Raw genomic sequence first — 12,165 nt, 5'->3', positions numbered from 1 at the left:
TTGAAGCGCTTCCCCAGACTCGCCGCACTCCTCGCGGCGGCAACGATCGCCCTCCTCCCCACCACCGCCTCCGCCGACGCCACCTACCCTGACCCCCTCCCCCTCACCGGCCAGCAGATCATCCACGACCCCACGGTCCACCGGCTCGGGAACGGCCAGTACGTCGCCTACTCCACCGGCGGCATCATCGGCGCCCGCCTCTCCAGGAACCTCCGCGACTGGACCGACGCGGGCAACGCGTTCACCACCCCGCCGAGTTGGTGGTACGACTACAACTCCACCGCCGACCCCTGGGCACCCGACCTCTCCTACCGTGACGGCCGCTACTGGCTCTACTACGCCGTCTCCTCCTGGGGCACCAACCACTCCGCGATCGGCGTGGCGACCTCCCCGTCCGGTCTCCCCGGCACCTGGACCGACCACGGCCCCGCCTTCACCTCCGCGACCACGGACTCCTGGAACGCCATCGACCCGGCGATCGTCCGCGCCGACGGGAGACTGTGGATGGCGTTCGGCTCCTACTGGACCGGCATCCGCATGGTCGAACTCGACCGCGGGACCGGCAAGGCGATCCAGGGCGCCCCCGTCGCCCACCTGGCCACCCGCCCGGACGCCCCCTACGCGGTCGAGGGCGCGTCGATCCTCCACCACGGCCGCTACTACTACCTCTTCGCCTCGTACGACGCCTGTTGCGCGGGCGTGAACTCGACGTACAAGATCAGGGTGGGCCGCTCGACAAAGGTGACGGGCCCGTACACCGACAGCACGGGCCAACCGATGCTGGAAGGCGGCGGAGACCTGTTCCTGGCAGGCCACGGCCGTTACATCGGTACGGGCGGAGAGTCCACCTTCCGCACCCACGGCAAGACCTGGCTGGCGTACCACTACTACGACGCCGACGACAACGGCACCCCGAAGCTGGGCCTGAACCCCTTGGGCTGGACAAAAGACGGCTGGCCGAAACCGAGCTAGGGGCAGCGCGCCCCTTAGGGGCGCGGGGAACTGCGCGACCAGCCACAACGCACCCGCACCCGCCCACGAACCAAAAACACCCTCCCCGAAAGGCGAACATTGCGCACCGCCCGCTTCACCCTCGACCCCGCCTTCACCGTCGGCGAAGTCAACCCCCGCCTCTTCGGCTCCTTCGTCGAGCACCTGGGCCGCTGTGTCTACACCGGCATCTTCGAGCCGGCCCACCCCACGGCCGACGCCGAAGGCCTCCGCCAGGACGTCCTCGACCTCGTCCGCGAACTCGGCGTCACCACCATCCGCTACCCCGGCGGCAACTTCGTCTCCGGCTACCGCTGGGAGGACTCCGTCGGCCCGGTCGAGGACCGCCCCCGCCGCCTCGACCTCGCCTGGCGGTCGACGGAGACCAACCGTTTCGGACTCGCCGAGTACATCGCGTTCCTGAAGAAGGTCGGCCCGCAGGCCGAGCCCATGATGGCGATCAACCTCGGCACCCGGGGCGTGGCGGAGGCCCTGGAACTCCAGGAGTACGCCAACCACCCCGCCGGCACCGCCCTCTCCGACCTCCGGGCCGCGCACGGCGACAAGGACCCCTTCGGCATCAAGGTCTGGTGCCTGGGCAACGAGATGGACGGCCCCTGGCAGACCGGCCACAAGACGGCCGAGGAGTACGGCCGCGTCGCCGCCGAGACGGCCCGTGCCATGCGCCAGCTGGACCCGACCGTGGAACTGGTCGCCTGCGGTTCCTCCAGCCAGTCCATGCCGACCTTCGCCGAGTGGGAGGCGACGGTCCTCGCCGAGACGTACGACCTGGTCGACTACATCTCCCTGCACGCCTACTACGAGCCCCAGGACGGCGATCTCGACTCCTTCCTGGCCTCCGCCGTCGACATGGAGTCCTTCATCGAGAACGTGGTCGCCACCTGCGACCACGTCGGCGCCAGGCTGAAGTCCCAGAAGAAGATCAACCTCTCCTTCGACGAGTGGAACGTCTGGTACACGTCGAAGTGGCACGAGATCGAGAACTCGGACGCGCGGGACTGGCCCGAGGCCCCCCGCCTCCTGGAGGACAACTACAGCGTCCTGGACGCGGTGGTCTTCGGCTCCCTGCTCATCGCCCTGCTCCGGCACGCCGACCGCGTCACGGTCGCCTGCCTGGCCCAGCTGGTCAACGTGATCGCACCGATCATGACGGAACCGGGCGGCCCGGCCTGGCGCCAGACCACCTTCTTCCCGTTCGCCCAGGCGTCGCGCCACGGCCGGGGCCAGGTCCTGGACGTCCGGGTCGACTCACCGACGCACGAGACGAAGAAGTACGGCGAGACGGCTCTCCTGCACGCGACGGCGGTGCGGGCCGACGACGGCACGGTCACGGTCTTCGCCGTCAACCGCAGCCGGACCGAGGCCCTGCCCCTCGAAATTGCCCTGAGCGGCCTCGACCTGACCCAGGTCACCGAGCACAGCGTCCTGGCCGACCAGGACCCCGAAGCCCGCAACACCCTGGACGACCCGGACCGCGTCACCCCGCACCAGGCCAAGGGCACAACCCTCGAGGAGGGCATTCTGACGACCGTCCTGGAGCCGATGTCCTGGAACACGATCCGACTGGCGTAAGGGAAAGCGCCCCGCCAGGGGCGCGGGGAACTGCGCGACCAGCCACAGACAACCCGCACTCAACGGCCGGGGGAGTCCACCCCCACGACCGGCACTCCTCCGGCCGCGCTCCCCAGCAACTCGAGCCGCACAACCCCCGGCCCGACCTCACTCGTCCCGTCCCCGAGCACAGCCAACGCCAACGTGTTCGCACCCCGGGTCCGCAGAATCCCGTTCGGCAGCACGAACGTGTGCTGCGGCCCCACGTCATTGACGTACTGCCCGAGATTCCACCCGTTCAGGAAGATCTGCACCCGGTACGCCCGCGCCGGATCGTCCTCAAGCACCAGCCCCACCGACGCGTCGACCCCGTCCGGTACGGCCAGCCGGAACCCCGTCCGGTACCAGGTGACGCCCATGCCCTTGTCGGCACGCGGGAGTTCGGCCGCCTCCCACGCGCCGTCCGCGAACCCGGGCAGGTGCCACCCCTCCCGCTCCCCGTACAGTCCGCCGTTGTTCTGCGGCCCCCGCATCGGATCCGGCGCAGCCGCCCCCTGGATCCGCCAGCTCACCTTCGGGGAGGCACCCTTGAAGGTCACGGCGGTCAGCCCGCGGGCCGCCTTGTGGGTGTCCAGGGACTTCCCGTCCATGTCGTGCTGCATCCGCCGCACCAGCACGGACAGCACGTGCCGCCGCTTCCTCAGGGTCTTCTCGGGGACCCCGGCCACCTCGAAGGTCGCCGTGGCCGTCCAGCTGCCCTGCCGGACCGTCTTCGCGTCGGGCACCGGCATCCGGTGCGAGCCCAGCGGCTCCCCGTCCAGCCAGGCCATCAGCATGCCCTGGGTACCGGTGCTGTAGGCGAGGGAGACGGACTCCAGGTCCGCGAGCGAGTCGCCCTCGATCCGCCCCCGGTACCAGACGTCCCCGTAGTGGAAGCCGTAGTCGTCGGCGAAGAGCACCGGCCGGCCGTCCGGCACGGGGGTCGTGCTGAACGACGTCCGGTGGTCGGCGACCGTCCACTTCGAGTCGTCGAAGGCCACCGCCGACTCGGGGTTCTCGGCCTTCCGGCGCCAGCCGCCGAGCTGGGGCAGCGCCGGCTTCGGCGCCCCCGCGAGGAGCGACGTGGCGACCAGGCTCCCCGACAGGCCCACCCGGTTCGGCACCGGCCGTCCGTTCCAGGTGACCGCGGTGATCCCGCGGGGACCCCAGACCTCGAGGCCGGTCTCCTCGACCGTGTCGCCGGTGAGCCGTGCGGTCTCCCCGTCCAGTTTCACGTGGCGCAGCAGCGCCGGGCCGTAGACCAGCACGGTCCCGGACGGGGTGTCGTACGGGAACAGCCGTACCGAGGTGGCGTCGTCGGCGAAGAGCAGCAGCAGCGGGGTGTCGGTGTCGCCGCGCTGGACCAGCACCCGGGTGAGCCCGCCCTTGCCGAGCGGGACGGTGACGTGCAGGACGCCCTGGTTGTAGACCCAGGCCGCCTCCGGGTCGAGGCGCTGCACGAACGGCTCGGCCGGGCACTCCAGGACCAGGTGCGCCATCTCGCCGTAGCGGCCGGTGAACAGGGCGATGTCCTGGCGGCCCGCGGTGAGGACGAACATCGGCTGGGCGGTGGCGTAGCGCAGCTTCCGCTCGCCGAGGGCGAGCCCGGTGGTGAGGAGCCGGGCGTCGTGGGCCGGGACGGTGACCTCGATGTCGTCGCCGCCGGCCGTCCGCAGGGTGGACGTCACCTCGTCGGTGCCGTCGTTGCGCAGGACGTAGACGTGCGCCTGGGTGTCCGGGTTGGTGAGGTGGTACGTCCTCAGCCCCTTCACGTGGACGTCCGCCGCGCGTTCCAGTTTCGCGAAGTCCGGAACCCGGCGCAGGAGATGGCCGAGCTGGTGCATCGGGGCGATCTTCGGCGTGACGTTGCGGGCCTCGTCGATGGCCGCGCCGTAGTCGTACGACGTGTAGACGACCGGTGCGGGCAGCCAGCCCCAGGTGGTGCCGCCGTAGGTCATGTAGACGTTGTGGAGCGTGATGCCGTTGGCGAGGTTGGTGAGGTAGAAGCGGCGTTCGTAGGCCGCGTCCCGGGTCTCCCGGGACCCCGCGTAGCCCTTCCCGCCGAACTCGGCCCCGCCCCACGGGTCGAACCAGCCGCCGCCGAACTCGGGTACGAACCCGGGGGTGCGGGGGCTGGCGGTCGCGCCGCCCTTGAGGCCGCCGATCCCGAAGTCCCCCCAGTCGGGCGGGGTCCGGTCGGGGGCGGGGTAGCCGTCGAAGCCGTACAGCCACTTCCCGCTCTCGCCGCCGGTGTCGAAGGAGCCGGGGATCCAGTAGCCGTTGCGCCCCTTGTCGTTGTGGAAGAGCGGGACGTCGATGCCGTCGGCCCGCACCTTCCGGTACAGGTGGGACATGTAGGCGGGGCCGGCCGGGTCGGTGACGTGTCCGTCGTACTCGTTCTCGATCTGGTAGAGCAGGACGCTCCCGCCGCCGTCCGTGAACTGGTGGCGGCGCACGATGCGGTTGACGGCCGTCAGCCACTCGTCGACATGGCCCAGGTAGGTCGGGTCGGTGGTGCGGGCCGTGCCCCCGGTGGCGGTCAGCCAGCCGGGGAAGCCGCCGGCGTCCACCTCGGCGTTGATGTAGGGGCCGGGGCGCAGGATGACGTACAGCCCGGTCTCGGCGGCGGTGCGCAGGAACAGGTCGAGGTCGCGTACGCCGGTGAAGTCGTACCGGCCGGGCGCGGGGGAGTGGTAGTTCCACGCCACGTAGATGCTGACCGTGTTGTAGCCGTGCGCCCGCATCTTCTCCAGCACGTCCCGCCACAGGGACGGGCTCGGCAGGCGGAAGGGGTGCATCTCGCCGGACCACACCACCAGCCGCCGGCGGTCGACGATCAGGGAGTGGTGGTCGTAGCCGATGGTGTGCGGCTGTCCGTCGGCCGCGGGCGGGGCCGGCGGCGGGCCGGTGGGCACACTGCGGGCCGCGTACGCCGAGGGCGCCCCGGGGCCGCCGCTGCCGCCCAGGGCGAAGCCGAGCGCGGCCGAGCCGGCGAGTGCACTGAAGGTACGTCTGCTGAGCGCCAAGGGATCCTCCCGGGCGATCTTACGGGGCGCGGGTCCGGCCATTCTGCACGGGAGCACGCCCCACAATGGACGCATGAGGATCTCGGCACGGGCGGATTACGCGGTACGGGCGGTTCTGGAGCTCGCCGTGCGGCAGGGCGACGGCCCGGTGAAGGCGGAGGAGATCGCCCGCGCGCAGGACATCCCGCACAAGTTCCTGGAGGGCATCCTCGGTGACCTCCGGCGCGCCGGGGTGGTCGACAGCCGGCGCGGCGGGGGCGGTGGCTACCGGCTGGCCAGGGAGGCGTCCGCGATCACCGTGGCGGACCTGATCCGCGCGGTGGACGGCCCGATCGTCTCGGTGCGCGGGGAGCGCCCGACGGGCCTCGCGTACACGGGCACCGCCGAGCCCCTGCTGCCGCTGTGGATCGCGCTGCGCGCCAACGTCCGCAAGATCCTGGAGGGCGTGACGGTGGCGGACATCGCGGCGGACGCCCTGCCGGAGCCGGTACGGGCGCTGGCGGCGGAACCGGCGGCCTGGGAGAACCCGTGACCGCAGGTCACCGGAAGGCGACCAGTCCCAGCAGGCCGAGGACCAGGCAGATGCCCAGGTTGGTCTTCGCGTAGTGCAGGAAGACCGCGACGAACTCGCGGATCGTCGCGCCGGGCCAGAAGTACCGGGCGGTGGGCGCGCCGACGACCTGCCCCCGGACGCCGGTACGGCGGGCGGTGAGCGCGGCCCGCAGGACGTGGAAGTTGTTGGTGACCACGAGGCACCGGTACTCCGGTTTCAGCTCCTGCATGATCGCCTTGCTGAATCGCAGGTTCTCCTCGGTGCTGCGGGAGCGGTCCTCGCGAAGGATCCGGTCCTCCGGGATTCCGGCGGCGACCAGGTGGGCGGCCATCGCGTCGGCCTCGGGCAGCTTCTCGTCGCCGCCCTGTCCGCCGGAGGTGACCAGCAGCGGCGGGTTGCCGCGGGCGGCCTGTGCCTCGTACAGCCCCCGGGCCCGGTCCAGCCGGTTCGCCAGCAGCCGCCCCACCCGGGAGCCGCCGACCAGTCCGCAGCCGAGGACGACGACGAAGTCCACGTTGCGCCGCGTCGGCAGCCGGCCGTAGAGGAGCGCGTAGCCCAGGAAACAGAGGAAGAGGAAGGAGACGTAGCCGACCGGGGGTGCCGAGAAGGCCGCGACGCGGACCAGGGTGGTGGAGCGGCCGGCGACGGCCGTGCCGAGCAGGGCGAGGAAGCCGAGGATCGCGAGCCCGGTGAGCAGCGTGAGCAGGTTGCCGGGGCGTCTGCCCTCCTTGCGGACCATTTTCACGCCGTTCGCCAACAGGGCGAACGCGAGGGCGAGGGCGCCCAGGACGAGCAGCGCGCAGGCGGCCAGGGCCGTCGTCCGCAGCGACACCGGGGGCCGTTCGGGCCGTACGAACGCGGAGACCGACACCAGGGCGACGGTGATCCCGAGGAGGACGGCGTTGCTGAAGCGGCGCGGGTCCAGCACCACGCGGACGCAGAAGACCAGGAAGACCAGGGCTGCGGCGTACGTGAACATCGGGCTCCTGTCGGGTGCTTCGCTACGGAGGCTGCTCCTCCCCGGCTCCTCCTCGTCTGTCCCGGGCGGGGCTGTGAAATCCGGCGTTGTGAATGGCCGGAGTTCGACCTGACCGGTTCATGCCATGGTTCCTACGATTCGAGCGCCCCGGTCTTCACAGGAAACGCACAGTTTCTTCAAAGTTGAACCGCTCAGGCCGCGGGTGCAACCCCCCACTCGAATCACCCGGACTGGAGAAACCATGGGAACCAGGAGACACCGCCTCCTGCTCGGCGGAGCGCTCGCCGCGCTGCTCACCGCCGGGTTGCCCGCGCAGGCCAAGGCCTCGTCGTCGCCCGTGTTCGACGACCCGCCGCCGGACAAGATCGTCATCAACGTGGCCACCGTCAACGGCTCCGGCTGTCCGGCGGGCACCACCGCCGTCGCGGTCTCCGAGGACAACGAGGCCTTCACCGTCACCTACAGCGCCTACCTCGCGCAGGCGGGCGGCAACTCCGACCCCACCGTCTTCCGGCGCAACTGCCAGCTCAACCTGGTCGTCCACGTGCCGGGCGGCTTCACCTACGCCATCGCCAGCGCCGACTACCGCGGTTTCGCCTCCCTCCAGCAGGGCGCCACCGGCACCCAGCGGGCCTCGTACTACTTCCAGGGCTCGTCGAACACGGCCGCCGCCAGCCATCCCTTCAGCGGCCCCTACAACGACAACTGGCAGGCCACCGACACCACCGACTGGGCGCAGCTGGTCTGGGCGCCCTGCGGGGTCCAGCGCAACTTCAACATCAACACGGAGCTGCGGGTCAACGCCGGCAGCGCGAACCCCGGCAAGGTCAGCTTCATGACCATGGACTCCACCGACGGTGACATCAGCACCGTCTACCACCTGGCCTGGAAGCACTGCCCCGGCAAGTAGCCCGGACGCAGGGCGCGTTCCGTGGATGGCGGCCCGGAGCGGCCGTCATCCACGGTGGGACCTCGGCGCCCCGGGGGAGACTCCGGCGTACTCGGCCGCGGCCGGAGAGCGTCGGCGCCATCCGGCGGGGTGGTTTGGCCGCGGCTCCCCGCGATCGGCCCCGTGACCTCACTTACCTTCGAAGAGTAGTCGCATGGCTACGGTGAGTGAGAGGAGATCAGGGATGCGTCCGACGTCCATGGGTCGCGTGGCGGCCGTCGTCTCGACGGGCCTGCTGCTGGCCGGCGTGGTGAGTGCCGGATCGGCCCAGGCGCAGTCCGCTGCCCGCGCCGGGTACCCCGGGGGGCTCGTCACCTACTCGATCGAGTTCTCCAACCCGCAGGAGAAGGACGACAACGACCTGCCCGAACCCTACGGACGGGTCTTCGTGAAGGACGACGGCCTCCGGCACACCACGCTGTGGGAACACCCGGACCTGGACATCAACACCCCGACCCTGCCGCGCTACCCGGAGGCCGGCGCCACGCACAGGTTCGTCGACCACCTGATCACCGAGGTGTGTGCGTTCGTCGGCGAGGACGACACCGGCATCAACGCCGACGACGTCCTCGCGCAGGGCTGCGAGCCCTTCCACGGCCCCGGCGTGTACACCATCCCCGGTCCGGACGGGGAGGTGACCGTCACCGTCTACCACATCGGCGTCGGCTGATCCCCGTCCTCCCCCACGGTCACCGCCCGGCGTAGGCGAGGAACCCGGCCCAGACCGTGGGGGAGAGGGCGAGTTGAGGGCCGGTGGTGTCCTTCGAGTCGCGGACGTGGATGGTGGTGGGGCAGGCGGCGACTTCTACGCAGTCGCCGTCGCCGCCGCTGCTGTAGCTGGACTTGCGCCAGGCCATGGCGACTTCGACGCAGTCGTCCCCCGAGCCGCTGCTGTAACTGCTCTTGAACCAGGCCAGGTTGATGGTGCTCATAAGTCCCCTCGCATCCGCTGCAACAGGCCGACTGAGTCCCTCATAGTGTGAGCCTGTGAGCGCATCCTGGCATACCGCATCTGGAGGACGCTGACCACTTTCGGATCGGCGATCAGTTGTCCGCTTTCCTGGCCTTCGCAGTAGGCGAAGCAGCGGTTCTCGGGGGTTTCCAGCAGCCGCATTGGCCCGTGCAGGCCCGCATGCGTCTCCTGCACCTGGGGCATGACCTGGACTTCCACGTTCCGTAGCTCGGCGAGGCGGAGTACGTGGTCGATGAGTTCCCGGGTGACCTCCGTGCCGCCGGTCCGGCGCAGGAAGACCCCCTCCTCCAGGATGAAGCTGAACGCCGTGTTGGGGCGCTCCCGCAGCAACCGTTGCCGTTCCGCGCGGGCCGTCCACTGGGCCTCGATCTGCGTGTCGTCCAGCGGCGGCAGCTGCTGGGTGAACAGCGTCCGCGCGTACGCCTCCGTCTGCAACAGGCCCGGGATCAGGCGGCATTCGTAGGTGTACAGCGTCAGCGCCGTCGCCTCCATTCGCGCCCACCGCCGGAACCAGGCCGCCAGGCCCGGCTGGCGGGCCAGATGGGCCGCCGCCCGGCGTAACGCGCCCGTGTTGCCCAGGGCGCCCTCCGCCGCCTCCACGAAGGACTCGTCCGGCATCCTGCGGCCCAGCTCGATCGAAGCCACCGTGTGCTTCGAGAACCGGACCTGTTCCGCGAACCCCTCCCGGCTCAGCCCGGCATGCTCCCGCAACGCCTGGACCACCGCCCCGAACGTCCGCAGACTGTCCGACGACTCCGGCTCCGCTCCATCGCCCACGCAGGCCACCTCCCGGCCCCATGGTCACAGCTGGTGATCGGTACGGTCCAGTCAGTCACCACGTACGCCCTCGCCGCGTACGTGGGCACGACCTGGAGAACCCCCTGCCCCAGGCGGCAGATTGGGCGCATGGAAGCTCCCCCCACCACGGTCACCGTGAGTCGAACACTCGCGCAGCGGCTCAGTGCCACCCCGCGCGGCGCACGTCTGGCCCGTCAGCTCGCCGTCGCTCAACTTCACGTGTGGGGAGGGGGGTTCGCGGCGGAGGAGGTCGTCGACAAGGTGTCCGTGATCGTCGCGGAACTGGCCGCGAACGCCGTGACGCACGGCCGTGTGCCCGGCCGGGACTTCGAGTTGCGGCTGTCACGGGTGACGGGAAGCGTGCGGGTCGAGGTGACCGACACCCGTGAAGACCGGCGGCCGCCCGCACCCGGGGCCGTACGGGCGGCTCGGCCGCTGGACGACGGCGGGCGCGGGCTCGTGCTCGTGGACGCGCTGGCGGACCGGTGGGAGGTGCTGGACCGCGCCGACGCGCCGGGCAAGACCGTACGGGCCGAGGTCGACCTGCCGTTCCGGCGGCACCGCCGCGCGGTACCGTGACCGGGGGTGGTGCTCGACATGGAAGAGGCCAGGGGGACGGCACGGCTGCGGAAGTGGACCGTTCGGGGGCTGTGGACCGTACTGGCCGTGTCCGCGAGCGCCCTGATGACGGCCGGTTCGTTCGGTATCGCGTACGGCGTGGACAGCACCCCCGACCGGTGGCCGACCGTCCTGCTCTTCGTCGGCGCCCTCGTCGCGACCGGCTGCCTGCTCGGGCTGGTCGGTCTTCTCCTCGACGCGCACCGGGAGTTCGGGAAACTGGACGTCGTGGCCGCGGTGTGCGTCGTGCTGACGACGGCCACGTTCACCTACACGCTGGAGCAGCAGGCGCTGCACGACCGCGGCCGGGTCGAGCGGGCGGTCGTGACCTCGGTGTACCACGCCGACGGCGCGGGCGGCCTGAGCGACGGCGGGCGGGTGGCCCGGCTGGCCGATCCGTCCGGTCGTCCGCTGACCGGGACCGTGGGCGCCGGAAGCCTCGCCGTGGGCGACCGGCTCACCGTGACCGTGGATCCCGAGGGCAGGTTCGCGGTGCGGCGGGGTGCCCGGCCGGCGACCCCTCGTTTCTGGTGGGCGGTCTCCGTCGCGACGGCCGTGGTCCAGGCCCTGGTCTGCTCGGTGATCGGGTACTCCACGGCCGTGCGGAACGAGTGGTTCTGGCAGGCGCGGCGGCGCCGGGCCGCGGCCGGGAAGTCCGCGTGAGGGGCCCCGGGGGACGGGCGCACCCGTCGTCCCCCGGGGCCCGGACGTCAGCTGGAGACGCCGAGGGTGAGCGTGCCGGTGTAGCCGGCGGAGGTGGAGCCGGTGACGGTCAGGAGGCCCGAGGAGGCGCCTCCGTCGTCGTAGATGCCGTCCTGGGCGAGCGTGGTGCGGGTGACCGTGTTGGTGGAGTACGGCGAGACCTTGGCGACCGCGGTGGTGATGGTCTCGTTGATGAAGAGCTGGCCGGTGTGCACGGTGGAGCCGCCGGTGAAGGAGCCGTCCGAGGTCAGGGTGACGCCGGTGTGCACCTTCACGTGGATGTGGATGCAGCGGCCCCGGTACCAGCCCGGGTAGATGGTCGTGATGTTGGCGACCCCGCTGGAGTTGGTGAGCACCCCGCCGCGCAGGAAGGTGCCGTCGTCGGTCTCGTTGTGGCCGTTGGCGCCGACGTAGCCCGAGTACTCGCCGAGCGCGTCGGCGTGCCAGACCTCGACCAGCGCGTTCGGGATGACGGTGCAGGCGGAGTTGACGACGGTGAGGGCGAGGGCGAGTGTGATGCCCGGCTTGCCTTCGGTGATGTTGCTGCGGACCAGCGCCCCGTCGAGGTAGTAGGGGCCCTCGGTCATCTCCTCCGTGAGCGAGCAGACCGCCGCGGCGGCGGCCGGCTTGAGATCGGGGGCGGCGACTGCCGCGGGGGCCTCGGTCGAGACCGCTGCGCCTACGGCCAGGGCAGCGGCGGTCGTCCCGGTGGCGACGAGTACGGTACGGCGCCCGACGGAGCGGGCGGCATCTGAGGTGTCTGTCATGGACACGGCACCATAGGAAGCGTTTCTGTTCGCAGGCTGTCAGTTCTGCAAAGTGGGCAACAGTCAAGTCGTCGGTTGAGACAGCCGGGTTGACACGTGAACCCTGTGCGAACCGTTGACCGCAAAACGATTCGATTCTACGGTCCGTCCGAATTGGCGATCGCCGTTCGACATTCCGGACGAAGAAGCCGGACGAATG

Annotated in this window: 12 protein-coding genes; 7 read left to right on the top strand and 5 right to left on the bottom strand. The window is 70.8% G+C overall.

The window, feature by feature from the left end:
• Both MB828_RS23840 and MB828_RS23835 read left to right on the top strand, forming a co-directional pair.
• Positions 1-972, top strand: coding sequence for an arabinan endo-1,5-alpha-L-arabinosidase (locus MB828_RS23840; protein WP_301650010.1), 972 nt, complete (start codon positions 1-3; stop codon positions 970-972).
• Between the two features lie 99 nt (positions 973-1,071).
• Positions 1,072-2,583, top strand: coding sequence for an alpha-N-arabinofuranosidase (locus tag MB828_RS23835; RefSeq protein WP_301650009.1), 1,512 nt, complete (start codon positions 1,072-1,074; stop codon positions 2,581-2,583).
• Positions 2,584-2,642: 59 nt separating this feature from the next.
• Here the strand turns inward: MB828_RS23835 and MB828_RS23830 are convergent, their stop codons facing one another.
• Complete coding sequence (locus MB828_RS23830) at positions 2,643-5,627, bottom strand: beta-galactosidase (protein WP_301650008.1); 2,985 nt, start codon at positions 5,625-5,627, stop codon at positions 2,643-2,645.
• A gap of 73 nt (positions 5,628-5,700) precedes the next feature.
• Between MB828_RS23830 and MB828_RS23825 the strand changes: the two genes are divergently transcribed.
• On the top strand, positions 5,701-6,159 hold the full coding sequence (locus MB828_RS23825) for an RrF2 family transcriptional regulator (protein WP_133022089.1): 459 nt from the start codon (positions 5,701-5,703) through the stop codon (positions 6,157-6,159).
• A gap of 7 nt (positions 6,160-6,166) precedes the next feature.
• Here MB828_RS23825 and MB828_RS23820 read toward each other — a convergent pair whose 3' ends face one another.
• Complete coding sequence (locus tag MB828_RS23820) at positions 6,167-7,159, bottom strand: YdcF family protein (protein WP_301650007.1); 993 nt, start codon at positions 7,157-7,159, stop codon at positions 6,167-6,169.
• A gap of 241 nt (positions 7,160-7,400) precedes the next feature.
• On the opposite strand from MB828_RS23820, the gene MB828_RS23815 reads away from it, so the two are divergent.
• Both MB828_RS23815 and MB828_RS23810 read left to right on the top strand, forming a co-directional pair.
• Positions 7,401-8,069: a DUF4360 domain-containing protein gene (locus MB828_RS23815; RefSeq protein ID WP_301650006.1), complete on the top strand. Its 669-nt coding sequence runs from the start codon at positions 7,401-7,403 to the stop codon at positions 8,067-8,069.
• A gap of 223 nt (positions 8,070-8,292) precedes the next feature.
• Positions 8,293-8,778: a hypothetical protein gene (locus MB828_RS23810; RefSeq protein ID WP_301650005.1), complete on the top strand. Its 486-nt coding sequence runs from the start codon at positions 8,293-8,295 to the stop codon at positions 8,776-8,778.
• A gap of 19 nt (positions 8,779-8,797) precedes the next feature.
• Here MB828_RS23810 and MB828_RS23805 read toward each other — a convergent pair whose 3' ends face one another.
• Both MB828_RS23805 and MB828_RS23800 read right to left on the bottom strand, forming a co-directional pair.
• Positions 8,798-9,040: a DUF397 domain-containing protein gene (locus MB828_RS23805; protein ID WP_301650004.1), complete on the bottom strand. Its 243-nt coding sequence runs from the start codon at positions 9,038-9,040 to the stop codon at positions 8,798-8,800.
• Positions 9,037-9,858: a helix-turn-helix domain-containing protein gene (locus MB828_RS23800; protein WP_301650003.1), complete on the bottom strand. Its 822-nt coding sequence runs from the start codon at positions 9,856-9,858 to the stop codon at positions 9,037-9,039. The genes MB828_RS23805 and MB828_RS23800 overlap by 4 nt, the downstream gene beginning before the upstream one ends.
• 129 nt (positions 9,859-9,987) lie before the next feature.
• Between MB828_RS23800 and MB828_RS23795 the strand changes: the two genes are divergently transcribed.
• Positions 9,988-10,458: an ATP-binding protein gene (locus tag MB828_RS23795; protein ID WP_301650002.1), complete on the top strand. Its 471-nt coding sequence runs from the start codon at positions 9,988-9,990 to the stop codon at positions 10,456-10,458.
• Positions 10,459-10,476: 18 nt separating this feature from the next.
• Entirely contained in the window at positions 10,477-11,160 is a 684-nt protein-coding gene (locus MB828_RS23790) for a hypothetical protein (protein ID WP_301650001.1), read from the top strand.
• A 47-nt stretch (positions 11,161-11,207) separates the two neighbouring features.
• Here MB828_RS23790 and MB828_RS23785 read toward each other — a convergent pair whose 3' ends face one another.
• Positions 11,208-11,966 (bottom strand): intradiol ring-cleavage dioxygenase, encoded by a 759-nt coding sequence (locus tag MB828_RS23785; RefSeq protein ID WP_301650000.1) that lies wholly within the window; start codon positions 11,964-11,966, stop codon positions 11,208-11,210.
• Positions 11,967-12,165: the final 199 nt, after the last annotated feature.

The sequence above is a fragment of the Streptomyces arenae genome, assembly GCF_022343545.1.
Classification (GTDB): Bacteria; Actinomycetota; Actinomycetes; order Streptomycetales; family Streptomycetaceae; genus Streptomyces; species Streptomyces humi.
Note: the sequence above shows the minus strand (reverse complement) of the source record. Positions and strands in the feature narration are given on the sequence as shown.